The sequence below is a fragment of the Streptomyces goshikiensis genome (assembly GCF_014650555.1).
In the GTDB taxonomy this organism is placed as follows: Bacteria; Actinomycetota; Actinomycetes; order Streptomycetales; family Streptomycetaceae; genus Streptomyces; species Streptomyces goshikiensis.
In genome coordinates this window covers 1-25,478 of sequence record NZ_BMVE01000006.1, presented here as the reverse complement: position 1 = coordinate 25,478, position 25,478 = coordinate 1, and the positions used below count along the sequence as shown (strand labels likewise).

Annotated in this window: 18 protein-coding genes; 8 read left to right on the top strand and 10 right to left on the bottom strand. The window is 72.5% G+C overall.

All coding sequences use genetic code 11. The features are described 5' to 3' along the window. Window positions 1-67: 67 nt before the first annotated feature. The 3 genes from IE248_RS18820 to IE248_RS18810 form a co-directional block, all read right to left on the bottom strand. Window positions 68-5,068, bottom strand: a complete 5,001-nt coding sequence (locus IE248_RS18820) for an NAD-glutamate dehydrogenase (protein ID WP_190031229.1) — start codon at window positions 5,066-5,068, stop codon at window positions 68-70. A 356-nt stretch (window positions 5,069-5,424) separates the two neighbouring features. Beyond that, window positions 5,425-6,093, bottom strand: a complete 669-nt coding sequence (locus IE248_RS18815) for an HAD family hydrolase (protein WP_073797477.1) — start codon at window positions 6,091-6,093, stop codon at window positions 5,425-5,427. A 20-nt stretch (window positions 6,094-6,113) separates the two neighbouring features. After that, the gene (locus tag IE248_RS18810) at window positions 6,114-6,614 is read right to left on the bottom strand and encodes a DUF6912 family protein (RefSeq protein WP_008743919.1); all 501 of its coding nucleotides are present in this window, start codon (window positions 6,612-6,614) and stop codon (window positions 6,114-6,116) included. Window positions 6,615-6,982: 368 nt separating this feature from the next. On the opposite strand from IE248_RS18810, the gene IE248_RS18805 reads away from it, so the two are divergent. Continuing rightward, window positions 6,983-7,363 carry an Rv3235 family protein gene (locus IE248_RS18805; RefSeq protein WP_100582635.1) on the top strand — a complete coding sequence of 127 codons (381 nt, stop codon included), beginning with the start codon at window positions 6,983-6,985 and terminating at the stop codon, window positions 7,361-7,363. Between the two features lie 80 nt (window positions 7,364-7,443). On the opposite strand, the gene secA is transcribed toward IE248_RS18805, so the two are convergent. Beyond that, on the bottom strand, window positions 7,444-10,227 hold the full coding sequence (gene secA / locus IE248_RS18800; RefSeq protein ID WP_073797445.1) for a preprotein translocase subunit SecA: 2,784 nt from the start codon (window positions 10,225-10,227) through the stop codon (window positions 7,444-7,446). A gap of 228 nt (window positions 10,228-10,455) precedes the next feature. On the opposite strand from secA, the gene IE248_RS18795 reads away from it, so the two are divergent. Together IE248_RS18795 and IE248_RS18790 are read left to right on the top strand one after the other, a co-directional pair. Then, a complete protein-coding gene (locus tag IE248_RS18795) occupies window positions 10,456-11,037 on the top strand; it encodes a GNAT family N-acetyltransferase (protein WP_190031228.1) in 582 nt (193 codons plus the stop codon). A gap of 9 nt (window positions 11,038-11,046) precedes the next feature. Next, a complete protein-coding gene (locus tag IE248_RS18790; protein WP_190031227.1) occupies window positions 11,047-12,234 on the top strand; it encodes a winged helix-turn-helix domain-containing protein in 1,188 nt (395 codons plus the stop codon). On the opposite strand, the gene IE248_RS18785 is transcribed toward IE248_RS18790, so the two are convergent. The 6 genes from IE248_RS18785 to mtrA all read right to left on the bottom strand — a co-directional run bounded on the left by IE248_RS18785 (window position 12,235) and on the right by mtrA (window position 19,721). Beyond that, complete coding sequence (locus IE248_RS18785) at window positions 12,235-12,966, bottom strand: response regulator (protein WP_008743924.1); 732 nt, start codon at window positions 12,964-12,966, stop codon at window positions 12,235-12,237. A gap of 218 nt (window positions 12,967-13,184) precedes the next feature. After that, on the bottom strand, window positions 13,185-13,880 hold the full coding sequence (hpf, locus tag IE248_RS18780; protein WP_037795443.1) for a ribosome hibernation-promoting factor, HPF/YfiA family: 696 nt from the start codon (window positions 13,878-13,880) through the stop codon (window positions 13,185-13,187). Between the two features lie 355 nt (window positions 13,881-14,235). Then, window positions 14,236-15,003: a ComF family protein gene (locus IE248_RS18775; RefSeq protein ID WP_190031226.1), complete on the bottom strand. Its 768-nt coding sequence runs from the start codon at window positions 15,001-15,003 to the stop codon at window positions 14,236-14,238. Window positions 15,004-15,225: 222 nt separating this feature from the next. Continuing rightward, entirely contained in the window at window positions 15,226-17,088 is a 1,863-nt protein-coding gene (locus IE248_RS18770; protein ID WP_417810632.1) for an LpqB family beta-propeller domain-containing protein, read from the bottom strand. After that, window positions 17,069-19,030, bottom strand: a complete 1,962-nt coding sequence (gene mtrB, locus IE248_RS18765; RefSeq protein ID WP_047960593.1) for an MtrAB system histidine kinase MtrB — start codon at window positions 19,028-19,030, stop codon at window positions 17,069-17,071. Before mtrB ends, IE248_RS18770 begins: the two co-directional genes overlap by 20 nt. A 1-nt stretch (window position 19,031) precedes the next feature. Beyond that, the gene (gene mtrA / locus IE248_RS18760) at window positions 19,032-19,721 is read right to left on the bottom strand and encodes a two-component system response regulator MtrA (RefSeq protein ID WP_189973359.1); all 690 of its coding nucleotides are present in this window, start codon (window positions 19,719-19,721) and stop codon (window positions 19,032-19,034) included. A 235-nt stretch (window positions 19,722-19,956) separates the two neighbouring features. On the opposite strand from mtrA, the gene IE248_RS18755 reads away from it, so the two are divergent. Genes IE248_RS18755 through IE248_RS18735 form a run of 5 tightly spaced genes read left to right on the top strand, consistent with a single transcriptional unit; the run spans window position 19,957 to window position 25,360 of the window. After that, window positions 19,957-21,228 (top strand): hypothetical protein, encoded by a 1,272-nt coding sequence (locus IE248_RS18755; RefSeq protein WP_073797438.1) that lies wholly within the window; start codon window positions 19,957-19,959, stop codon window positions 21,226-21,228. A 7-nt stretch (window positions 21,229-21,235) separates the two neighbouring features. Then, window positions 21,236-21,913 carry a DUF4129 domain-containing protein gene (locus IE248_RS18750; protein ID WP_124288876.1) on the top strand — a complete coding sequence of 226 codons (678 nt, stop codon included), beginning with the start codon at window positions 21,236-21,238 and terminating at the stop codon, window positions 21,911-21,913. After that, entirely contained in the window at window positions 21,910-23,091 is a 1,182-nt protein-coding gene (locus IE248_RS18745) for a DUF4350 domain-containing protein (RefSeq protein ID WP_190031225.1), read from the top strand. The genes IE248_RS18750 and IE248_RS18745 overlap by 4 nt, the downstream gene beginning before the upstream one ends. Then, window positions 23,088-24,050 (top strand): AAA family ATPase, encoded by a 963-nt coding sequence (locus tag IE248_RS18740; protein ID WP_037797692.1) that lies wholly within the window; start codon window positions 23,088-23,090, stop codon window positions 24,048-24,050. Before IE248_RS18745 ends, IE248_RS18740 begins: the two co-directional genes overlap by 4 nt. Next, complete coding sequence (locus IE248_RS18735) at window positions 24,050-25,360, top strand: DUF58 domain-containing protein (protein WP_073797433.1); 1,311 nt, start codon at window positions 24,050-24,052, stop codon at window positions 25,358-25,360. The genes IE248_RS18740 and IE248_RS18735 overlap by 1 nt, the downstream gene beginning before the upstream one ends. Window positions 25,361-25,478: the final 118 nt, after the last annotated feature.

Genomic DNA, 25,478 nt, shown 5'->3' with positions numbered 1-25,478 from the left:
AACGCCGGAGGGGCGCCCGGGACCGCTGAGCGGTCCCGGGCGCCCCTCGTGGGCGTCTACGGGGCGACTAGCCGTGCACCCGCAGCAGCGAACGCATCGTGCGCATCGCCACGGACAGGTTCGCCAGGTCGAAGTCGTCCGAGCCCCGGATCTCGTCCAGGGTCGTCCGGGCCCGCCCGATGATCGCCGCGTTCTTGTCCTCCCACGCCTTGAAGCGCTCCTCGGGAGTCGAGTCGCCGTTGCCGACCGCCAGCACGTCGGCGGTCAGCGCCGCGTGCGCCGCGAACAGGTCCTCGCGGATGGAGGCGCGGGCCATGGACTGCCAGCGGTCGGACCGCGGCAGTTCGATGATCCGGTCCATCAGCTGGGTGATCTCCAGGCGGTCGGCGAGGTCGTAGTAGACCTCGGCGACACCCAGCGCGTCGACGCCGGTGCGGTCGGAGATCGCCACGATGTCGAGCGTCGGGAAGGCCGAGGAGAACCCGGCGACCTTGGCGGCCAGCTCCTCCGGCACGCCCTCGCCGGTCAGCTCGTCCACGATCGACTGGTACCACTCCAGGTCGGCGCCGCGCACCAGCTTCGGCAGCTCCTCCCAGACCTGGCTGACCCGGTCGCTGAAGAGCTCGATGGTGGCGGTGATCTCCAGCGGCTGCGGCCGGTTGTTGAGCAGCCAGCGGGTGCCGCGCTCGACCAGGCGCCGCGAGTGCAGCCGCACCCGGGTCTGGACGTCGGCCGCGACCTTGTTGTCGAGCGCCTCGACGTCGTCCCAGACCTCGGCCAGGCCGAAGATCTCGCGGGCCGCGAGCTGCGCGCGGACGATCTCCTCCGTGGAGGCCCCGGTCTCCTCGCGCAGACGGTGCAGGAAGGTCGAACCGCCGGTGTTGACGGTGTCGTTGACCAGCACCGTGGTGATGATCTCGCGGCGCAGCGCGTGCGCCTCGATCTGGTCCTGGAACTTCTCGTTCAGGGCGCCGGGGAAGTACGCGTGCAGCAGGCGGCGCAGGTACGGGTCGTCCGGCAGCTCGGTGGCGATGAGCTCGTCCGCCGCCGTGATCTTGGTGTAGGCGAACAGGACGGCCAGCTCCGGCTGGGTCATGCCCTTGCCGTTGTTGAGCAGTTCGCGGATCTGCCGGTCGTTGGGCAGGAACTCCAGGCTCCGGTCCAGTCGTCCGGCGCGCTCCAGGCGGCGCATGAAGCGCTGCTGGGCGTGCAGCAGGCTCGGCGCCTGGGCCACGGCGTTGGCCAGGGCGGTGTTCTGCGCGTAGTTGTTGCGCAGGACCAGACGGCCGACCTCGTCCGTCATCTCGGCGAGCAGCTTGTTGCGCTGCTTCACCGTCATGTCGCCTTCCGACACGAGCGAGTTCAGCAGGATCTTGATGTTCACCTCGTGGTCGGAGGTGTCCACGCCCGCGCTGTTGTCGATGGCGTCGGTGTTGACCTTGCCGCCCTCGCCGCCGGCCCCGGTCCGGGCGAACTCGATGCGGCCGAGCTGGGTCAGGCCCAGGTTGCCGCCCTCGCCGATGACCCGGGCGCGGACGTCCGCGCCGTTGACGCGGATGGCGTCGTTGGCCTTGTCGCCGACGTCGGCGTGCGTCTCGGCGGTGGCCTTGACGTACGTGCCGATGCCGCCGTTCCACAGCAGGTCCACGGGGGCCTGGAGGATCGTCTGCATCAGCTCGGCCGGGGTCATCTTGGTGACGCCGGCCTCGATGCCGAGGGCCGCGCGCATCTGCGCGTTGACCGGGATGGCCTTGGCGGTGCGCGGGTGGATCCCGCCGCCCGACGAGAGCAGCGCCGTGTCGTAGTCGGCCCACGAGGAGCGCGGCAGCTCGAACAGGCGCCGGCGCTCGGCGTACGAGGTCGCGGCGTCCGGCGTCGGGTCGATGAAGATGTGCCGGTGGTCGAAGGCGGCGACCAGGCGGATGTGCTCGGAGAGCAGCATGCCGTTGCCGAAGACGTCACCGGACATGTCGCCGACGCCGACGACGGTGAAGTCCTGGGTCTGGGTGTCGTGGCCGAGCTCGCGGAAGTGCCGCTTGACGGACTCCCACGCGCCGCGGGCGGTGATGCCCATGCCCTTGTGGTCGTAGCCGGCCGAGCCGCCGGAGGCGAACGCGTCGCCCAGCCAGAAGCCGTAAGACTCGGCGACCCCGTTGGCGATGTCGGAGAAGGTCGCGGTGCCCTTGTCGGCGGCGACGACGAGGTAGGTGTCGTCCTCGTCGTGGCGGACGACGCCCTTGGGCGGCACGACCTCGCCGCCGACCATGTTGTCGGTGATGTCGAGCAGCGCCGAGATGAAGATCTTGTACGAGGCGATGCCCTCGGCGAGCCAGGCGTCGCGGTCCACCGACGGGTCGGGCAGGTTCTTGGCGACGAAGCCGCCCTTGGCGCCGACCGGGACGATGACGGTGTTCTTGACCATCTGCGCCTTGACCAGGCCGAGGATCTCCGTACGGAAGTCCTCGCGCCGGTCGGACCAGCGCAGGCCGCCGCGGGCGACCTTGCCGAAGCGCAGGTGGACGCCCTCGACGCGCGGGGAGTACACCCAGATCTCGAACGCGGGGCGCGGCGCCGGCAGGTCCGGGATGGCCTGCGGGTCGAACTTCATCGACACGTACGCGTGCTGCTCGCCCGCGCCGCCGTCCTGGCTCCTGCTGCCGCTTCCCTCGCCGGCGCTCTGGAAGAAGTTGGTGCGCAGGGTCGCCTTGATGAGGGTGAGGAAGGAGCGCAGGATGCGGTCCTCGTCGAGCGAGGCGACCTGGTCCAGGGCCCCGTCCAGCTCCTCCAGCATGGCGTCGACGAGCTCGCTGCCGGCGGCCTGGCGGCCGGGCGACATCCGGGCCTCGAAGAGCGAGACCAGCAGCCGGGTGGTGTGGACGTTGTTGCGGAGGGTGTCCTCCATGTAGTCCTGGCTGAAGGTGGAGCCCGCCTGGCGCATGTACTTGGCGTACGCGCGCAGGACGACGGCCTGCCGCCAGGTCAGCCCGGCGCTGAGCACCAGGGTGTTGAAGTTGTCGTTCTCGGCCTGCCCGGTCCACACGGCCGCGAAGGCGTTCTGGAACCGCTCGCGGGCGTCGTCGCCGAGGTAGCTGTCGCCGTTGCCGGCGGGGGTGTGGATCCGCAGGCCGAAGTCGTAGATCCACGCGTTCGTACGGTCGCTGCAGCGCAGCTCGTACGGGCGCTCGTCGGTGACCTCGACGCCGAGGCGCTGCAGGACCGGCAGCACGGCGGACAGGGAGACCTGCTCGCCCTGGCGGTAGATCTTGAAGCGGCGCTCGCCGGGGCCGGCGCCGACGGGCTCGTAGAGGGAGAGGTCGAAGTCGCTGTCGCTGGCGGACAGCCGCTCCAGGCGGACCAGGTCGGCGACGGCGGCGCGCGGCGAGTGGTCGGCCTTGTAGCCCTCGGGGAAGGAGCCCCCGTAGCGGCGCAGCAGCTCGGCGGCGCGCTCCTCGCCGGTCTCGGCGATCAGCGCCTCGCCGAAGCCGTCGGCCCAGGAGCGGGCGGCCTCGACGAGCCGGGCCTCGACCCGCTCGACGTCGGCGTCGGTCAGGACGGGCAGCTCGGTGCCCTGCGGGACGCGGACGACGAAGTGGATCCGGGAGAGGATCGATTCGGTGTTCCAGGCGGTGAAGTCGACGCTGATGCCGTCGAGCTCCTCCTTCAGGATGTCCATCAGCCGCAGCCGGACGCCGGTGGTGAACCGGTCGCGCGGCAGGTAGACCAGCGCGGAGTAGTAGCGCCCGTACTCGTCCTGGCGCAGGTACAGCCGCAGCCGGCGGCGCTCCTGGAGGTACAGCACGGAGGTGACGATGGCCTGGAGCTGGTCGACCGGGGTCTGGAACAGCTCGTCGCGCGGGTAGGTCTCCAGGATCTGCGTCAGGTCGCGGCCGTCGTGGCTGCTCGGCGCGAAGCCGGCGCCGGACAGGACCTCGGCGACCTTGCGGCGGATGACCGGGACGCGGCGCACGGACTCGGTGTACGCGGCGGAGGAGAACAGGCCGAGGAAGCGGCGCTCGCCCACGACGTTGCCCTCGGCGTCGAACTTCTTGACGCCGACGTAGTCGAGGTAGGACGGGCGGTGCACGGTGGAGCGGCTGTTGGCCTTGGTCAGCACGAGCAGGCGGTGCTCGCGGGCCTTGGCGCGCGCGTCGGCGGGCAGCCGGTTGAAGGAGGGCGAGACGGGGTGGCCGTCCTCCTTGCCGCTGTGCAGCGGGTCGGAGCGCAGGATGCCGAGACCGGTGCCGGGCACGGCGGACAGGGAGTCGCCGTCGACGAGGTCGTACTCGCGGTAGCCGAGGAAGGTGAAGTGGTCGTCGGCGAGCCAGCGCAGCAGCTCGCGGGCCTCTTCGAGCTCGTACTCGCGCAGGTCCGGGGCGGTCGGCTCGTCCGGGAGCTGGTCGGCGACGCGCAGCGCGGCGTCGCGCATCTTCTCCCAGTCCTCGACGGACTCGCGGACGTCGGACAGGACGCGCAGCAGGTCGACGGTGATCTGCTTGAGGTCGGCGCGGTCGGTCTCGCGGTCGATCTCGACGTGGATCCAGGACTCGACGAGGGAGTCGTGGGGGCGCGCGGTCTTGGGGCCGTGCGCGTCGCAGTCGGCACCGAGGATCTCGATCAGCTTGCCGGTGACGTCACGGCGGACGACGACCTGCGGGTGGATCACGACGTGGATGCCGCGGCCCTGCCGGGAGAGCTCGTTGGTGACGGAGTCGACCAGGAAGGGCATGTCGTCGGTGACGACCTCGACGACCGAGTGGCTGGAGGTCCAGCCGTTCTCCTCGACCGTGGGGGTGTGCACGCGCACGTTCGCGGTGCCCTGCGGCCGCTTCTCGGCGAGCCGGTAGTGCGAGAGCGCTGCCCCGAACACGTCGACCGGATCCCGGTCCAAGAGGTCCTCGGGGGCGGTGTGCAGGTAGTAGCGCTGGAGGTAGGCGAGCACCGTGTCCCGGTCTGGACGCTCCCCCTGCTCGGACCCAGTCGGAAGTAGCCCCCCGGCCGGGCTGTTCTCAGCTACCCGGGCCGCCCGCGCGAGCAGCTCGGCCTTTGCTTCGTCCAGCTTGGTCTGCATGTCCTCTGGCTCCTGTCGCGCGCCATTGCGTGACGTAGGTGAAGGAAGGAATGACGTAGCGCCGCGAGGCGGGGTGTCCGTTCGGGATCGACGCTATGCCGTCGTGAGAGCCGCCGTGGAGGGAATCGGCCATGATCGGCGAGAGGTCCCGGCAGCGGGGATCAGCGAAAGCCCGGGCACGGTCGTGCGCCGGGCGCTGGCCGGAGGCTGCAATGCCTCCGATGACTATCGCGCTGATCACGGGTACCAGGCTATCTCGCCGGACCCCCTGCCCGTCACGGGCCGGATCTGTACAAAAGCAGGTGCCTAAGTTTGACGATGTGCGCAGTGACGGCGGCGCCCGCTCGTGCCAGTCGCTATCCGGCCAGTTCGCGAGCAGTGCGGACGGCCTCCGCCAGCGAGTCCACGACGGGCACTCCGGCCGATTCGAGACTGGCGCGGCTGTGCGAACCACCCGTGTAGAGCACGGCCCGCGCGCCCACGTGGGCGGCGGCGAGGGCGTCGTCCACGGCGTCTCCGATGAGGACCGTACGCGCGGCGGTCACACCGGCCGCCTCCATGGCGGCCATATGGCGTACGAGGTGGCCCGCCTTGCTGGTGTGCGAGGGACCCACGCGGCCGTCGACGCGGACGAAGTGCCCGTCGATGCCGTGGACGCGCACCAGCGGTACGAGCTTGTCATGGGGCGCGAGGGACAGCAGCGACTGGGTGGACCCGGCGCCCGACCAGTCCGCGAGCAGCTCCCGGGCGCCCTCGGCGAGCCCGGAGTCCTCGGCGGCCGCCCAGTAGTGCCGGTGGAAGGTCTCGTCCATGACGAGCCATTCCTCGTCGGTGGGCAGCCGGCCCATCAGGCGCTCGTAGAACTTCGGCACGGGGACGACGTACAGGTCGCGGTACGTCTCCAGGCTGATCGGCGGGAAACCGAGCTCGGCGAAGGAGGCGTTCGTCGCCACGATGACGGCGTCGATGTCGTGGAGCAGCGTGCCGTTCCAGTCCCAGACGATGTGCGGGCCGGCGACGGCTATCCCGCTCACTTCGGCAACAGTCACTTCAGCAGCCCCGGAATCTCCTGCACCCCGAACCAGAGGAGCTCGTGGTCCTCGGCGCCGTCCACGGTGAACCGCGCGTCGTCGTCCCCGCCGTCGGCGGCGTCGACGGCCGCCGCGGCGGCCGCGACGTCCTCGCGGGCGTCCTCGGCGTCCACGTGGACCGCGGCGGCCACGGTGAGCCGTACGGCGGCCGCGAGGGTGACCTGGCCGAGGGTGGCCTCGTCGAGCCCGGGCGTCGCGGTGGCGGCCTTGTCCTCGACGTCGACGGCCACTACGACCCGCTTGCGCGGGGCGGCGGCGTCGGCGGCGAGCAGCCGCAGCGAGGCTGTGGCGGCCCGGCCGAGCGCCGCGTACTCCAGCTCCTCGATGTCGTCCGAGACGTACCACTCCCGCAGCCCGGGGGTGACGGCGTACGCGCGGAGCGGGGCGGGGCCCAGCTCGCCCGCCTCGTGCGCCTCGGCGAGCCCTTGGAGGGTCAGGGGGACGTACACGCGCATGGCCGGCTGCTTTCGGTAGTCGGAAACGCCCTCAGGATACGACTGACGCGGCGAAACCCCCACGCCCCCCGGGGTACCGCCACCCGTCCCGGGCCCGGCCCGCGCGCCCGGCGGCGGCTCCGTCCGGTGGCCGTCGCCGTCCCCCTTCGGACCGCCGCCCGGCCGGGCAACCGCGTCCACCCCCCGCCCCTCGGGGCGGGCGCGGCGGCGCGGTGGTTCCGGCCCGCCACCCGGATAGGTGAGGACGCGCGCCCCGCGCCGGCGGGGCGCGGGCCGTTGCGGAGCGTGTTCGCGGGCCCGTAGAAGGTCCCCAACCAAGTTACCGCCCGGTACCACCGCCGGGCCCGGCCTCCTCGGGGACGACCGCCATGACCAGGACCAGGACCAGGAACACCACCCGCCCTCCCGGCCGCCGCGACCAGCGCCGCCCGCGCGGCCCGCACGACTGGTTCGCGGAACGCCTGCTGGCGGTGGTCAGCGGCCAGCGCCCGGTCCACTCGCTGCTGGGACTCACCGTCGGCCCCGCCTACGAGCAGCTCGTCACCCTGGCGACCGCCGGGCCGCCGCGCGAGCGCCTGCGCCCGGTGCTGCGCCACTGCGGCCGTTTCCACCCGGGCCCCGGCGTCATCGAGGCCTTCGCCCGCATCGCCACCGGCGAGCGCGTCTCGGCGATGGCCTTCCGCCTGGAGCAGGGCCCCGACCTGCGCTGGCGCTGCGCGGCGGTCGAGATCCAGGGCCCCCGCCCGTGAGGAACCGGCCGTACGAAGACGCCGGGGCCGGACACCTCGTACGGTGTCCGGCCCCGGCGGGGGTGCCCCAGCGCGCGGGGCTACTTCTTGCGACGACGGCCGCCGGCCGCCTTCTGCGCCTTGCGCCGCTCGGCACGGGTCATCCCGTCACCGGCTTCGCTGTCGAACTCGCCCTCGACGACACCGCCCTCGCCGTCCACCGTCGGCGCGGAGAAGTGCAGCCGGTCCGGACGCTGCGGCGCGTCCAGGCCCTTCGCGCGGATCTCGGGACGCGCGGCCGGCTCCTTCGTCAGCGACGGCGCCGCGTCCTGCACCGGAAGCTCCTCGACCTGCTGCTCGACCTGGACCTCCAGGTTGAACAGGTAGCCGACGGACTCCTCCTTGATGCCGTCCTGCATGGCGTTGAACATGTCGAAGCCCTCGCGCTGGTACTCGACCAGCGGGTCCTTCTGGGCCATCGCCCGCAGGCCGATGCCCTCCTGCAGGTAGTCCATCTCGTACAGGTGCTCGCGCCACTTGCGGTCCAGCACCGACAGCACCACGCGCCGCTCCAGCTCGCGCATGATCTCGGAGCCGAGCGTCTTCTCGCGCGTCTCGTACTGCTCGTGGATGTCGTCCTTGACGGACTCCGCGATGAACTCGGCCGTGATGCCGGCCCGGTCGCCCGCGGCCTCCTCCAGCTCCTCCACGGTGACCTTCACCGGGTAGAGCTGCTTGAACGCGCCCCACAGGCGGTCCAGGTCCCACTCCTCGGCGAAGCCCTCGACCGTCTCGGCCGCGATGTACGCGTCGATGGTGTCGTCCATCATGTGGCGCACCTGCTCCTGCAGGTCCTCGCCTTCGAGCACGCGGCGGCGCTCGCTGTAGATGACCTCGCGCTGGCGGCTGAGGACCTCGTCGTACTTCAGGACGTTCTTGCGCGTCTCGAAGTTCTGGGTCTCGACCTGCGACTGCGCCGAGGCGATCGCGCGCGTCACCATCTTGTTCTCGATCGGCACGTCGTCCGGCACGTTGGCCATCGACATGACGCGCTCGACCATCTGCGCCTTGAACAGACGCATCAGGTCGTCGCCCAGCGACAGGTAGAAGCGGGACTCGCCCGGGTCGCCCTGACGGCCGGAGCGGCCGCGCAGCTGGTTGTCGATGCGGCGCGACTCGTGCCGCTCGGTGCCCAGCACGTACAGCCCGCCGAGGTCCTTGACCTCCTCGAACTCGGCCTTCACGGCCGCCTCGGCCCGGTGGAGCGCCTCGGGCAGGGCCTGCGCCCACTCCTCGATGTGCTCCTCGGGGTCCAGGCCGCGCTGGCGCAGCTCGGCCTCGGCGAGGTCGTCCGGGTTGCCGCCGAGCTTGATGTCGGTACCGCGGCCGGCCATGTTCGTGGCGACCGTGACGGCGCCGCGGCGGCCGGCCTGGGCGACGATCGAGGCCTCGCGCTCGTGCTGCTTCGCGTTCAGCACCTCGTGCGGGATGCCGCGCTTGGAGAGCTGCTGCGAGAGGTACTCGGACTTCTCGACCGAGGTGGTGCCGACCAGGATCGGCTGGCCCTTCTCGTGCTTCTCCGCGATGTCGTCGACGACGGCGGCGAACTTCGCGACCTCGGTGCGGTAGATCAGGTCCGCCTGGTCCTTGCGGACCATGTCGCGGTTGGTCGGGATCGGGACGACACCGAGCTTGTAGATCTGGTGGAACTCGGCGGCCTCGGTCATGGCCGTACCGGTCATGCCCGACAGCTTGCTGTAGAGGCGGAAGAAGTTTTGAAGGGTGATCGTGGCGAGCGTCTGGTTCTCGTCCTTGATGTCCACCCCTTCCTTCGCCTCGATCGCCTGGTGCATGCCCTCGTTGTAGCGGCGGCCGGCGAGGATACGGCCGGTGTGCTCGTCGACGATCATGACCTCGCCGTCGATGACGACGTAGTCCTTGTCGGCCTTGAACAGTTCCTTCGCCTTGATGGCGTTGTTCAGGTAGCCGACGAGCGGGGTGTTCACCGACTCGTAGAGGTTCTCGATGCCGAGCCAGTCCTCGACCTTGGCGACACCGGCCTCGTGGATGGCGACCGTGCGCTTCTTCTCGTCGACCTCGTAGTCGCCGGTCTCCTCGATGCCCTTGAGGGGCTGGCCGGGCTCGCCCTTGGTCAGGCGGGTGACCAGCTTCGCGAAGTCGGCGTACCACTTCGTGGCCTGGTCGGCGGGGCCGGAGATGATCAGCGGCGTACGGGCCTCGTCGACGAGGATCGAGTCGACCTCGTCGACCACGGCGAAGTTGTGGCCGCGCTGGACCAGCTCGTCCTGCGACCACGCCATGTTGTCGCGCAGGTAGTCGAAGCCGAACTCGTTGTTCGTGCCGTACGTGATGTCCGAGTTGTACTGCTCGCGGCGCTGCGCCGGCGACATGTTCGCCAGGATGCAGCCGACCTCCAGGCCGAGGAACTTGTGCACCCGGCCCATCAGCTCGGAGTCGCGCTCGGCGAGGTAGTCGTTCACCGTGATCAGGTGGACGCCCTTGCCCGACAGCGCGTTCAGGTACGCGGGGAGCGTGCCGACGAGGGTCTTGCCCTCACCGGTCTTCATCTCGGCGACGTAACCGAGGTGCAGCGCGGCGCCGCCCATGATCTGGACGTCGTAGTGGCGCTGGCCGAGGACGCGCTTCGCGGCCTCGCGAACGGTCGCGAAGGCCTCGGGGAGCAGGTCGTCCAGGCTCTCGCCGTCCTGGTAGCGCTGCTTGTATTCGTCAGTGAGCGCACGCAACTCGGCGTCGGAGAGGTTGACGAAGTCCTCTTCGATGGAGTTGACCTGGTCCGCGATGCGGTGCAGTTTGCGCAGGATCTTGCCTTCGCCTGCACGCATGAGCTTGTTGAAGACGGACACCGAGGTTTGTCTCCTTGCCGGTCGGGCCTGGCACTGGTTCGTACACGGGCACGGAGGGTGGGCCCCACCGCAACGGCCATCGTAAGCGAGGACGCGGTCGCGTCGGGAGGTCCGCACTATCCGCAGGGCACGGGTGCCCGGAATGAGAACGTACGGGATACCCGGAAGGTGCCGGTGTGCGCGAAAACTGATTCGCCGGGTCCGGCCGGCGGCGCGCAGAATCCGGTCATGGAGCCCCTCACCCTGAACACTGCGCGGCTGCGGCTGCGCCCCTTCGGTCCCGACGACGAGGAGGAGGTGTACGCCGCCTGCCAGGACCCCGGCATCCAGCGCTGGACGCTGGTCCCCAGCCCCTACGGGCGCGAGCACGCGCGGTCCTTCGTGGGCGAGGTGGCCCCGGCCGGCTGGCGCGAGGAGAGCGGGTACGCCTTCGCCGTGCGCCTCGCCCCGGACGGCCCCCTGGTCGCCTCCGTCGGCATCCACCTGCCCGGGCCCGGGCTGTACGAGATCGGCTACTGGGCCGTGAGGGAACACCGCGGCCGGGGCTACACGACCGAGGCCGTCCTGGCCGCCGCCCGCTGGGCCTTCACCGAGCTGGGCGCCGTACGGCTGGAATGGCGCGCCGAGGTCGGCAACCACGGCTCCCTGGCCGTCGCCGAGAAGGCCGGCTTCCGCGTGGAGGGCACGATGCGGGCCGCGCTCCGGACGAGGGACACCCTGCGCGACTGCTGGGTGGGCGCCCTGCTCCCCTCGGACCTCGGGCTGCCCTCCGCGCTGCCCTACCTGCCCGCTGTCAGTGACGCCGTCTAGGGTGCCGGCATGACCACCGCCGCCGCACCGCAGCCGACCCCGACCGTGTCCCTGTCCGCCGACGAGGCCCGGCGGATCGCCCTGCGCGCGCAGGGGTTCATCGGCGCGCCGGACCGGCGCGGCGGGGTGCGCGGGGTGCTGCGGCACCTGGGCGCCGTCCAGCTCGACACGATCTCAGTCCTGGCCAGGTCGCACGAGCTGATCCCGTACGCGCGCCTGGGCGCGGTCGGCCGGCCGGCGGTGGAGCGGGCGTACTGGAGCGACGGGCACGCCTTCGAGTACTGGTCGCACGCGGCCTGCATCCTGCCCATCGAGGAGTGGCCGCACTTCGCGTTCCGCCGCCGCGCCCGCCGGGCGCGCGGCCACCGCTGGCACGTCCTGCGCGACAAGGAGCTCTCGACGAAGGCCGTCCTGGACCGCCTGCGGGCCGACGGCCCGCTGACCTCGACCGAGCTGGGCGGCGCCAAGAACGGCGGCGAGTGGTTCGAGTGGTCCGAGACCAAGATCGCGGTGGAGTGGCTGCTCGACACCGGCGAGGTGGTCTGCAGCGAACGCCGTGGCTGGAAGCGGGTGTACGACCTGCCCGAGCGCGCCGTACCCGACGCCCTGCTCCACGACGACCTCGACGACCGCGAGTGCCTGCGCCGCCTGGTCGCCCTGGCCGGGCAGTCCCTGGGAGTCGGCACGCGGGCCGACATCGCGGACTACCACCGCCTGGGGGGCGAGCAGTTCGACGCGGTGGTCGAGGAGTCGGGCCTGGTCCCGGTGCAGGTCGAGGGCTGGTCCAAGTCGGCCTGGGCCGCGCCGGAGGCCCTGGCCGCCCCGCCCCGGGGCCGCCACCGCACGACGCTGCTCTCGCCCTTCGACTCCCTGGTCTGGGACCGGCCGCGCACGGAGCGGATCTTCGGATTCACCCACCGGCTGGAGGCGTACGTCCCCAAGCCCAAGCGGATGCACGGCTACTTCGCGATGCCCCTGCTGGCGGGCGGCCGGCTCCAGGGCCGGGTCGACCCGGCCCGCGAGGGCACCACGCTGGTGGCCCGCCAGCTCTCCCTGACCAGCCCGAAGGCGGCCGGCCCGATGGCGCAGGCGCTGCGCGAGGCCGCGAGCTGGGTCGGCTGCGACGCGGTCCGCGTCGAGCGCGCCGCCTCCCCGGCGGAGGCGGAATCCGTCAGGGCGGCGCTCGCGGCGCTCTGATCAGCGGATTTCGAGGATCTTCTCGCGCATCGCGTAGACCACGGCTTCCATCCGGGAGTGCAGCTGCAGCTTCTCCAGGATGTTGCGCACGTGGTTCTTCACGGTGTTCTCGGAGATGAACAACTCCTTGGCGATGTCCCGGTTGTTCATCCCGGTGGCGACCAGCTTCAGGACCTCCAGCTCCCGGTCCGTCAGCCGCGGCGCCGGCACCAGCCGGCGCTCGTCGGTGCGCTGGATCATCGACTTGAACTCGGTCAGCAGCTTCGACGCCATCGAGGGGCTGATCTGCGACTGGCCGTCGGCCACCGCGCGGATCGCCGTGGCCACCTCGTCCGTCGAGATCTCCTTCAGCAGGTATCCCGTCGCGCCGGCCTTGATCGCGTCGTAGAGGTCCGCCTCCTCGTCGCTGATCGTCAGCATGATGATCTTCGCGGAGGGGGCCACTTCCTTGATCGAGGTACACGCCTCGATCCCGCCCCGCCGCGGCATCCGCACGTCCATCAGCACGATGTCCGGCAGCAGGTCGGCCGCCTTGTCCACGGCCTCCGCGCCGTCCCCGGCCTCGCCGACGACCTGGATGTCCTCCTCCTGGGCGAGCACGATCTCCAGCCCTCGCCGGAACAGCGCGTGATCGTCCACCACGAGGACTCGGATCGGCTCCCCGGCAGGGCTCTCGGGAGCCCCGCAGTTCGCACCGTCGTCGCCGCGCACCGGTCCGAAGCCGTCCGCCATCGTTCCTCCCCCTGCATGTGCATGTGCCGAGCCGCCGCGCCAACCGTGCGGGGTCGGCCGCCGGTTGACTGCCCGCCATGATTCCATGCCCGGGGCATCCCCCGGGGGCTCTCGCGAGCCACGCTGGCGCATACACGCCGTCCGCGCGCCGCCCGGGTCACTCACACAGGTGCCCCCGCGGGACACGACACGCGTCCCGCGGGGGCAGCGAACGAAGGTCAGCCGCCGAGCGCCCCGCCGGCGCCCGCGGCGGACTCGGCCGAGGAGGAAGCCTCGTCGGCGTTGAGGTGGATCACTCCGTAGTCATAGCCGTGGCGCCGGTAGACGACACTCGGCATCTTCGTGTCGGAGTCGACGAACAGGTAGAAGTCGTGGCCGACCAGCTCCATCTCGTACAGAGCCTGATCGAGCGACATGGGCGCGGCCGAGTGGGTCTTCTCCCGGACGATGAGCGGGCCTTCGCCCTGCACTTCCAGAGAGCCGATCCGCGTCGTCGGGATCGCGTCCGCCTGCTCCTCGGTGAACGGCTGGCCGTTGCCGTTCAGCTGCGCGACGCCCGGCACCACGTCGGCGACCTCCGCCGCCGAGAGCCGGCCGTTGCCACGGCGCGTGTAGCGCTTGTCGTGCTGCTTGCGCAGCCGGGCCTCCAGCTTGTCCTGAGCCAGGTCCAGCGCCGCGTACGCGTCGGCGGCTGCCGCTTCCGCCCTGATGACGGGTCCCCGCGAGTGCAGGGTGATCTCCACGCGGTCGGAACGGTCGGCCTGGCGCGGGTTGTGCTCCTTGGACACCTCGACGTCCAAGCTGATCACCTTGGCGTCGAGCTTCTGGATCCGCTCGGGATTCAGCTTCTCTGCCACGTGCTTGCGGAACCGCTCGGGCACTTCGGTCTTGCGGCCCTTGACGACGATGTCCACGCAGAACTCCGTTCCCGGATAGCTCCGCCCCAGGGGCGAAGCGTCTCCCTTTCGCACCAGACTCCGGTGAGCACCGGAGCCTCGGACTTGGCGACTTTCACCTCCTCCTCCCCCATCGGCAAGATCTACACCCCACCGACTTCGGAGTCGAGAGACAGCCTCTGACACGAAGATCCGAAATATTTCGAAACATGCGATCCGATGCGTGGGGCCCAAGGCTCGCCAGTTCCTCACAACCGAACATATCCCTCTATGGCGGTTGTCGGCACCCGCTACCGGAACGTACCTCCGATCAGGTGGTCTGTCCCTCGTACTACCTGCAACGATGCGCCTTCCCCTCCAGTTCCAAATCTATTCACGGGTTTTTTGCTCTGTCCGGGTTGCGGGGGGTATCTCCCCATCCGAACGCGCCCGCCGGAGCGGCGACCACGGCCGCCGCGGCCACCGGGCCGATCCCCGCCGCGCGCACCGCCCGGGCCGCCTCGGCGAGCGAGGCGCCGGTGGTGACCACATCGTCCACGAGCACGATCCGGGGCCCGCCCGGCCGGCCCTCCGGCGCCGCCGCGGCCCCCCTGGCCAGCAGCTCCACCCCGCCCCGGGACACCTCCAGGGCCCCCGCCAGGTTCGCCCGGCGCTCCCGCGCCCCCAGACCCGCCTGGTCCGCCACCGCACGCCTGAGCCTCAGTACGGGCGCCACCCGCGCCGGCACCCCGGTCCGCCGCAGCCGCGCGGAGGCGGCCAGCGCGATCCTGCGCCCCGGGTCGTGCCCGCGCGCCCGCACGCGATGGCGCGCCGACGGAACCGGAACCAGCACCAACTCCCCCGCGCACCCCGGCGCGGCGGTCCGGACGGCCGCCGCGAGGGCCGTGCCGAGCGCCCCGGCCAGCGGCAGCGCCCCGCGCTCCTTGTGCGCCAGTACGACCCCTCGTACCGCCCCGCCGTACGCGGCGGCCGCATACACCGCGGGCAGCCCCGCCGGCGCCGCAGCGGGCCGCACACACCCCGCCCCGGCCCCACTGAGCGCCGCCCGGCACCCGCCGCACAGCGGTTCGCGGCCGGCCCCGCAGCCGGCGCAGCCCACCGGCAGCACCAGCCCCGCGAGCTCCCGCCACCATCCGCGCACACCGCTCACCGTGCCGCGCCGGGCAGCACCGCGCCACCCCTGTGGACAACCCCGCACAGGGGCGCGAAACCCGCGGCCCGGCAGCGGTCAGTCGCGGTCAGCCGCAGCTCACCCGCGGTCAGCCGCAGCTCAGCCCCGGTCGGCCGCGAGCAGTCGCAGCTCGGCCCCGGTCAGCGCCGGTCAGCGCCGGTCAGCCACGAGCGGCAGCCGGTGGGCAGCCGGTCAGCCCGGATAGACCGGCGCCCTGCCGCCCGCCGCCGCCGTACGCCACTGCGCACCCGGCGGCAGCCAGACGATGCCGTCCTCAGAGAACGCCACCACCGGCTTGCTCTCGTCCTCCGACGCCGCGATCGCGCTCAGTCCGGCCGCCCCGGGCAGCCCCGCCGCGACCATCGACCCGTCGGCCAGCATGTAACGGGCCTGCATGACCCCGCCGCTCTCCCGGCCGACCACCAGCAGCCGGCCGCGCGGCGCCCAGCTCATCGCCGTCACCTCGGCCATCTGCGGGGCCCCCGGGCGCAGCTCGCGCACCGACACCGCCGAGGCGTCCGCCTTGCTCTCGGGCCGCTCGACGCGCCCGATGAACAGGTTCTTGCGCGAGCCCTCCTTCTCGACGAGCAGCGCGATCCGCACCCCGTCGGAGGAGGCCTTCAGCGCGGAGATCCGCCCGCTGCCGAGCCCGGCGACCTCGACCTTCTGCGGGGTCCCCGTCCCGCCCGGCACCCGCCACAGCGCCGCGTTCTGCGGATCCGTGTCCGCGATCCACAGGTCGCCCAGGGCGTCCCAGCTGGGCGCGGTCAGCTTGCCCGCCGCGCTGCTGAGGACCGACGCCGGCATCGGGCCGGCCGTCGTCAGGTTGACGACGTACAGCCCGCGCCCGTCCTGGGAGACCACCGCGGCGCGCTTCTCGTCGTAGGAGACCGCCGCCGAGCCGACCTTGAACGCGGTGGCGGTGGACAGCGGCCCGGGCGCCGGCTCGGGCTTGGCCTGGTGCTGCTGGTCCTCGCTGGTGACGTCGAGGGTCATCCGGACGAGCCGGGAGTCCTTGTCGACGTAGTACTGGTGGTCGGGGCTCGGCACCCGGTTGGCGATGGCCGCCGCCGCCCCGCCGGTCACCGAGCACAGCGAGGACTTGCCGTCGGAGAGCAGGAGTTCGACCCGGTCGAGCCGCGAGGCCGTCAGGTCCTTGACCGTGTACAGGAGTTGGGCGGCCATCCGCTGGCACTGCGGGTGGGCGACGTTGTCGGCCTTCGCGTTCAGCGGCACCCGCAGCGTGTTCTGGCCGTCGTACGAAAGGGACTTGGTGCCGTCGCGCAGCGCCGTCCCGCTGGGGAAGCTGGAGGTGACGACGGGCCCGAGCCACTTCGAGGGCCCGGCCAGCAGCGACTGCACCGTCTGCGTGGTGGGGTCCATCCGCGATTCCGGGTCGCTGCGCTGACGCACGTACACCGGGTCGGCCACGAGCGTGCCGCCCGCGAAGTAGTACTTGTTGACCGGCTTGTAGATGCGCTGGAAGTCGGACTCGCTGAGCACGAGGCTGCTGGGCGGGGTCGCGATCCGCCACTGCTTGTTGACCTGGACCAGCTGGAGGTACTCCTCGTACCGCCCGCCGCCGGTCTCCGGCTGGTACGCGCTGCGCTCGTCCACCGTGGCGAGCTTCTTGCCGGTGACCTTCCAGCGGGGCTGGTCGGGCTCCTTCTCGCCGGGCACCGGGTACCGGTCGAGGCCGGCGGACAGGACGGTGACGGCGGAGCCGGGCTTCCAGTTCTTCGCGGCGTCCTCGGTGAGGTACTTGCGGGCGGTGTCGAGCATCGGGTCGTCGCTCGTCATCGCCTCAAGAAAGCCGTCGACGATCTCGGCCGGGCTGGCCTTGTCGGCGGGCGGCACCCCGAACACGCGGACCTGGGAGTCGACGCCGTGGGAGGCCTGCACCTGCCGGATCTCGCCGCTGTCGGGCATCGAGGCGCAGCCGGCGAGCAGCAGCCCGGTCAGCGCGGTCGCACCGAGCGCGCCGCACCGGCCCGCGGGGGGCCTCCGGCGGCCCGGCGCGCGGGAACTCCTGGGCTCAGCGTCCACCTGTTCCATCCTCTGCTGACTGCTCCTGCGCTGCCTGGTCGGCTCCCCTGGCCACGACGCGGGACCCGTTGCCCGGCAGGGCCGTCGGGTCCGCGGGGACCGGGAGCGCGCCGGCGACCGCGGAGCGCGGGGGTATCGGCGAGCGGTCCGCGCCCTCCCGGGGCCGGTGGGCCGGTGCGGTGCCCGCGCCGGCCGCCTCGGCGGCGGCCCGGGCGCGGTTGCCCCGGGAGTCCTCGGGCTCCAGCGGGATCGGGGATCCGCGCAGCGGCTCATCGGCGGTCCTCGGCAGGGTCAGCCGGAACTGGGAGCCGCCGCCCGGCTCGCCCCACGCCTGGAGCCAGCCGCCGTGCAGCCGGGCGTCCTCGACGGCGATGGACAGGCCGAGGCCGGTCCCGCCGGTGGTGCGGGCGCGGGCCGGGTCGGCCCGCCAGAAGCGGTTGAAGACGCGGGTGGCCTCGCCGGGCTTGAGCCCGACCCCGTAGTCCCGTACGGCGACGGCGACGGCGCCGCCCGCCGAGGCGAGCCGGACCACCACGTCGCGGCCCTCGCCGTGCTCCACGGCGTTGACGACGAGGTTGCGCAGCACCCGCTCCACACGGCGGGCGTCGGCCTCCGCTATCACCGGCTGGGTGTCGCCGAGGACCCGGATGCGGGTGCCCTTGTGCTCCGCGAGCGGCTCGGCGCCGTCGATGACCCGGCGCACGACGTCGCGCAGGTCGACGGGTTCGGCCTCCAGCGCGGCCGCGCCCGCGTCGAACCGGCTGATCTCCAGCAGGTCGGCGAGCAGCGACTCGAAGCGGTCGAGCTGCCCGGCAAGGAGTTCGGCGGAGCGTGCGGTGACGGGATCGAAGTCGACCCGGGCGTCGTGGATGACGTCGGCGGCCATCCGGACGGTGGTGAGCGGGGTCCGCAGCTCGTGCGAGACGTCGGAGACGAAGCGGCGCTGCAGCCGGGACAGGTCCTCCAGCTGCTGGATCTTGAGCTGGAGGTTCTGGGCCATCTTGTTGAAGGCCTCGCCCAGGCGGGCGATGTCGTCCTCGCCGGTGACCTTCATCCGCTCCTGGAGCCGCCCGGCCGAGAGCCGCTCGGCGATCCCGGCGGCCATCCGGACGGGGGTCACGACCTGGCGTACGACGAGCCAGGCGATGGCGCCGAGCAGGACGACCACGAACACGCCGGCGGTGGCGAAGGTTACCTTGACCAGGTTGAGGGACTCCTCCTCCTGGGTCAGCGGGAAGAGGTAGTACAGGTCGTACGGGTCGCCGTTGATGTCGGTGAGCCGCTTGCCCACCACCAGCGCGGGCTCGGGCGCCTTCTCGTCGGACCCGGAGGTGTACTTGATCTCCGAGAAGGTCTTGAAGGTGCCGGTGGCGTGGTTGACGGCCTTGCGCAGCCCCAGCGGGACGCTCGCGGTCGGATCCACGTTCCCGGAGGCGCGGGCGCCCTTGACGCCCTGGGCGCCGGGCGGGCCCTGCTCACCGGTGCCGGCGCCGAGCGCGGCCACCTCGAAGGCCGTCTGGCCACCACTGGCGAGCTGTTTGACCAGCGAGTTCATCCAGGTACTGGCGTCCCGGCCGACCTTGTTGTCGGTGGCGTCGGGCCCGTCCGCGGCCGACGGCGTGTTGGCCTTCTCCTGGGCGACGGCGAACCCGCCCGCGGCCTGGCTCTGCGCCGCCTGCTCCTTGGCATCGAGGAGGCCCTTGCTGACCTGGGCGACGACGACGAACCCCAGCGCGAGCACCACGGCCAGCGACATCAGCAGGGTCGCCGCGACCACCCGGAGCTGGATGTTGCGCCGCCACAGCCGGACAGCCGGAAGCAGCGGCCGGCGCAGGAGGCGTATGAACAGCCGCAGCACGGGGCCGCCGGGTGCGCCGTCGGCCGCACGGAGCGGCCGACCGCCCCGCAGGACTCCTCGGCGGGAGCCGCTGGGGGGCTTGCCGGGCTGCACGTCAGCTCGGTCCGGCCTTGTAGCCGACACCACGCACCGTCACTACGATCTCGGGGCGCTCCGGGTCCTTCTCGACCTTGGAGCGCAGCCGCTGCACGTGCACGTTGACCAGGCGGGTGTCCGCCGCGTGCCGGTAGCCCCAGACCTGCTCCAGCAGCACCTCACGGGTGAAGACCTGCCAGGGCTTGCGCGCGAGGGCGACCAGCAGGTCGAATTCGAGCGGGGTCAGCGCGATCGAGGCGCCGTCCCGCTTGACCGAGTGCCCGGCCACGTCGATGACCAGGTCACCGATGGCCAGCTGCTCGGGCGCGGGCTCCTCCGACCGGCGCAGGCGGGCCCGGATGCGGGCCACCAGCTCCTTCGGCTTGAACGGCTTGACGATGTAGTCGTCGGCCCCGGACTCCAGGCCCACGACGACGTCCACCGTGTCGCTCTTCGCGGTGAGCATGACGATCGGCACCCCGGACTCGGCCCGGATCAGTCTGCAGACCTCTATGCCGTCCCGTCCGGGCAGCATCAGGTCGAGCAGCACGAGATCCGGCTTCGCCTCCCGGAAGGCAGCCAGCGCCTTGTCACCGTCCGCTACGAACGACGGCTCAAAACCTTCTCCACGCAGCACAATGCCGAGCATCTCGGCCAGCGCGGTGTCGTCGTCGACGACAAGGACTCGTCCCTTCATGCTTGACATCATCCCATTAGCTAATCGTTACCTGGCGGTGAGCTGTCCCACAGCCAAAAGGGCTGGAAATCGCCCCTCGGACCTGCGTGGTGATCAGGACCTCCAGTCTCCCCCGGATCCGGGCGACAATTGAGAGTACGGGCGGCCGGGATACCGGGGGGACGGCCGGTCCCCCCGGCGTTCCCCCGTGGCACGATGGCAGCCGACCAGCGCGCCCGCCCCGGCGGGCACGCGTGAAGGAGCGACGATGAACGACTCTCCGGGCTGGGCGACGCCCGGATCCCCGTCCGACGGCGAGGGCGCCGAGGGCACCCAGCCGCCCGCGCGGCCCGCCGGCGACCAGAAGTGGTCCGCCGAGCAGCCCCCGCCCGGCCAGTGGTCGAGCCCCGGCACCGGAGCGTCCGACACCCCCGCCACACCCCCGCAGCGGCCCCAGCAGGGCGCCGGCGGGCGCTCGTACGCCCAAACGGGTGACAGCCGGGGGTACGGCACCCCGTACGGCGGCCAGAACGGCACAGGTGGCACCGGCGGCGCGGGCGGCGGCTGGGGCACCTGGGGGCCGCCCCCGGCGGCCAAGCCCGGCGTCATCCCGCTGCGCCCCCTCGGCCTCGGCGAGATCCTCGACGGCGCCGTCACCACCATGCGTACGCACTGGCGCTCGGTGCTCTCCATCAGCCTCGCCGTCGCGGTACTGGTCCAGGTCTTCAGCGTGCTCGTGCAGAAGTACTCCGGCGACCGCCTCACCATCGAGCCCGGCTCACAGGCGCGCATGGAGGACTTCAGCGACACCAGCGCCCTGCTGACCCTCGCCGCCTACCTCCTCCAGCTCCTCGGCGGACTTCTGGTCACCGCCATGCTCACCATGATCTTCAGCAGGGCCGTCCTCGGCCGGCCCTCCACCGTCGGCGGCGCCTGGCGCGACGCCCGCGGCCAGCTGCTCCGGCTCGCCGGACTGACCCTGCTCATCGGCTTCGGCGCCGTCACCGTCTTCGTCCTGCTGATCCTGCCCGGCGTCCTGGCCGGCAGCCTCGGCCTCGGAGTCCTCGGCGGCCTCGCCGCGGCCGTCCTCGTCACCTGGCTGTGGATCAGGCTCAGCCTCGCCTCACCCGCGCTGATGCTGGAGAAGGCCACCATCCGCACCGCGCTGGCCCGCTCGTCGAAGCTGGTGAACGGCTCCTGGTGGCGGATCTTCGGCATCACGGCGCTCACCGCCCTCATCACCGCCCTGGTGTCGGCGATCATCGTCTACCCGCTGCTGGCCGTCTCCGTCGCCCTCTTCGGCGGCGGACTGGAAGGCCTCGCCGACGGCACCGCCCTCAACAGCTGGGGCTCCCTGATCCTCACCGCGATCGGCAGCGTCATCGCCCTCACCATCACCATGCCGATCCAGTCCGGCGTCACCGTCCTCCTGTACATCGACCAGCGCATCCGGCGCGAAGCCCTCGACCTGGAACTCGCCCGCGCGGCCGGCCTGGAGAACTACGGAGCCGACGCGACGGCCCCGCCCACCGGAGGCTGACGCGCCGATGAGTACGGGGGGCCTCATCATCCGCGCCGCGGCCGCACTGCCCGGCGCACCGACACCACCGGTGACCACACCGCGCGACCCCGCCCGCGAGGCGGCCGAACGCGAACTGTCCAAGCCCGTCTACCACCAGAACGACCCCGGGCTCATCGAACGCGCCCTCGACCGCTTCTGGGAATGGGTCGACGAACTCTTCGGCCGCGCCTCCGGGGCCACCCCCGGAGGCGGCCTCGGCCTCCTCGCCGTCCTCCTGCTGACCCTCCTCGTCATCGCCGCCCTCTGGTGGCGGCTCGGCACCCCCCACCGGACCGCCACCGACCCCGGCACCCTCTTCGACGACGGCCCGCGCAGCGCCGCCGACCACCGCGCGGCCGCCGAAGCCCACGCCACCGCCGGCCGCTGGACCGAAGCCGTCCAGGAACGCATGCGCGCCGTCGTCCGCTCCCTGGAAGAGCGCACCCTGCTCGACCCCCGCCCCGGCCGCACCGCCGACGAGGCCGCCGCCGAAGCCGCCGGCCCCCTCCCCCATCACGCCGCCGACCTCCGCGCGGCGGCCCGCGCCTTCGACGACGTCACCTACGGCGGCCGCACCGGCGACCCCGACACCTACGCCCGGCTGCGCACCCTCGACCTCGCCCTGGAACGCGCCAAGCCGCTCCTGACGGGACCCACCGCATGACCGGGACCTCCACCGCGCCCACCGGCGCCCAGCTGTGGACCCGGACCCGCGGCTTCCTCATCGCCCTCGCCGTGCTCCTCGCCGGCTCCACAGCCCTCGCCGCCCTCCAGTCCGGCAACCACCACGGCCACCTCGACCCCCGCTCCGCCGACCCCTACGGCAGCCGCGCCCTCGCCGAACTGCTGGCGCAGCGCGGCGTCACCAGCCAGGTCGTCACCACCGCCCGCGAAGCCGCCGACGCCGCCGGACCGGGCACCACCCTCGTGGTCACCGCCCCCGACCTGCTCGGCGACAGCCAGCTCCGCGCCGTCCGCTCCGCCATCGACCTCTCCGGCGGCCGCACCGTCCTCGTCGCCCCCGGCGGCCCCACCCTGCCGCAGCTCGCCCCCGGCGCCCGCACCGACGGCACCGCCCACCACAAACGTCTCGACCCCGGCTGCGCCCTCCCCGCCGCCCACGCCGCGGGCCGCGCCGACACCGGCGGCGAGCACCGCTACGCCACCGACACCCCCGGGGCCACCGCCTGTTACCCCAGCGACGGCAACCCCACCCTCCTCGTCCTCCCCACCGCCACCCCCGGCGGAGACACCGTCCTCCTCGGCTCCGACACGATCCTGCTCAACCGCACCCTCGCCCACGAGGGCAACGCCTCCCTCGCCCTCCAACTCCTCGGCTCCCGCCCGGGGGTCGTCTGGTACCTGCCCAGCCCCGCCGACACCGCCCCCGCCGGCGAAGACCCCGAGGACAAGTCCCTCCTGGAACTCGTCCCCGCCGGCTGGGGCTGGGCCCTGCTCCAGCTCCTGGTGGCCGCCACCCTCGCCGCCCTCTGGCGCGCCCGCCGCCTCGGCCCGCTCGTCACCGAACAACTGCCCGTGGCCGTCCGCGCCTCCGAGGCCGCCGAGGGCCGCGCCCGTCTCTACCGCAAGGCCGGGGCCCGCGACCGCGCCGCCACCGTCCTGCGCGCCGCCACCCGCGAACGCCTGGCCGCACTCGTCGGCGTACCGCCCGGCCGGGCCCACGCACCCGAGGCGCTCGTCCCCGGCGTCTGCGCCCGCATCCCCGGCGGCGCGCACGACGTCACCACCCTGCTCTTCGGCCCCATCCCCGCCGACGACGCGGCACTCGTCGCGCTCGCCGACCAACTCGACGCCCTCGAAAGAGAGGTCCGCACCTCATGACGGCCACCACGGACAGCGCCCGCTCCTCACTGGAAGCGATCCGCACCGAGATCGGCAAGGCCGTCGTCGGCCAGGACCCGGCCGTCACCGGCCTCGTCGTCGCGCTCCTGTGCCGCGGCCACGTCCTCCTCGAAGGCGTCCCCGGCGTCGCGAAGACCCTCCTCGTACGGGCCCTCGCCGCCTCCCTCGAACTCGACACCAAGCGCGTCCAGTTCACCCCCGACCTGATGCCGAGCGATGTCACCGGCTCCCTCGTCTACGACGCCCGCACCGCCGAGTTCTCCTTCCAGAACGGCCCGGTCTTCACCAACCTCCTCCTCGCCGACGAGATCAACCGGACCCCTCCCAAGACCCAGTCCTCCCTCCTCGAAGCCATGGAGGAACGACAGGTCACCGTCGACGGCACACCGCGCGCCCTCCCCGAACCCTTCCTCGTCGCCGCCACCATGAACCCGGTCGAGTACGAGGGCACCTACCCCCTCCCCGAAGCCCAGCTGGACCGCTTCCTCCTCAAACTCACCGTCCCGCTGCCCTCCCGCGCCGACGAGATCGGCGTCCTCACCCGGCACGCCGCCGGCTTCAACCCGCGCGACCTGCACGCCGCCGGCATCCGCCCCGTCGCCGGCCCCGCCGACCTCGCGGCCGCCCGCGACGCCGTGGCGAACGTGAGCGTCTCCCCCGAGATCGCCGGATACGTCGTCGACATCTGCCGCGCCACCCGCGAATCCCCCTCGCTCACCCTCGGCGTCTCCCCCCGCGGCGCGACCGCCCTGCTGGCCACCGCCCGCGCCTGGGCCTGGCTGAGCGAACGCGACTACGTCACCCCCGACGACGTGAAGGCCCTCGCCCTGCCCACCCTGCGCCACCGCGTACAACTACGCCCGGAAGCCGAAATGGAAGGCGTCACCTCCGACTCGGTCATCTCGGCGATCCTCTCCCACGTCCCCGTCCCGCGCTGATGGCCCTCACCGGACGCGCCGCGCTGCTCGCGGCCCTCGGCAGCATCCCCGTAGGCCTCCTCGAACCGAGCTGGACGGGCATGCTCGCGGTCAACGGCCCCCTCGCCGTGGCCTGCGCGCTCGACTACGCCCTCGCCGCGCCCGTCCGCACCCTGCGGCTGGACCGCTCCGGCGACACCTCCGTACGCCTGGGCGAACCGGCCGACGTGCACCTGACGGTGACCAACCCGGGCACCCGCAGGCTCCGCGCCCGCGTCCGCGACGCCTGGCCCCCGAGCGCCTGGCTCCCCGGCACCGAACCCGCGGCGTCCCGGCACGACCTGGTCGTCCCCGCCGGCGAACGCCGCCGCCTGACCACCCGTCTGCTGCCCACCCGCCGCGGCGACCGCCACGCCGACCGCGTGACGATCCGTTCGTACGGACCGCTCGGCCTCCTCGCCCGCCAGGGAGCCCACACCGTCCCCTGGACGGTCCGCGTCCTGCCGCCCTTCACCAGCCGCAAGCACCTGCCCTCCCGACTGGCCCGGCTCCGCGAACTCGACGGCCGCACCAGCCTCCTGACGCGCGGTGAGGGCACCGAGTTCGACAGCCTCCGCGACTACGTCCCCGGCGACGACACCCGCTCCATCGACTGGCGCGCCACCGCCCGCCGGCCCGCGGTGGCCGTCCGTACGTGGCGCCCCGAGCGCGACCGCCACATCCTGATCTGCCTCGACACCGGCCGTACGTCCGCGGGCCGCGTCGGCGACGCCCCCCGCCTGGACTCCGCCATGGACGCGGCCCTGCTCCTGGCCGCCCTGGCGACCCGCGCCGGCGACCGCGTCGACCTCCTCGCCCACGACCGCCGCCCCCGCGCGCTGGTCCAGGCCCGCTCGGCCGCGGACACCCTGCCCGCCTTCGTCAACGCCATGGCCACCCTGGAACCGGAGCTCGTCGAAACCGACTCCCGCGCCCTGGTCTCCACCATCCTCCGCAGCGCCCCGCGCCGCTCCCTGGTCGTCCTGCTGACCAGCCTCGACGCGGCCCCGATCGAGGAAGGCCTGCTGCCCCTCCTCCCCCGGCTCACCCAGCGGCACACGGTCCTGCTGGCCTCGGTCGCGGACCCGCACGTCGCCGAGATGACCCGCTCCCGCGGCGACGCGGCCGCGATCTACGAGGCCGCCGCGGGCACCCAGTCCCAGGCCCAGCGCCGACGTACGGCCGAGCAGCTCTCCCGCCACGGCGTCCACGTCGTCGACACCACCCCCGACACCCTCGCCCCGGCCCTCGCCGACGCCTACCTGGCCCTCAAGTCCGCCGGCCGCCTATAGCCTCCCCGAGCCCTCCGGCGGACTGGTGGAACGGTGCGCCCCGGCGCGGGTCGCCGATCTGCCCGTAAACGCAGAAAAGCCCCGCACCAGTTACCTGGTGCGGGGCTTTCCCACAATG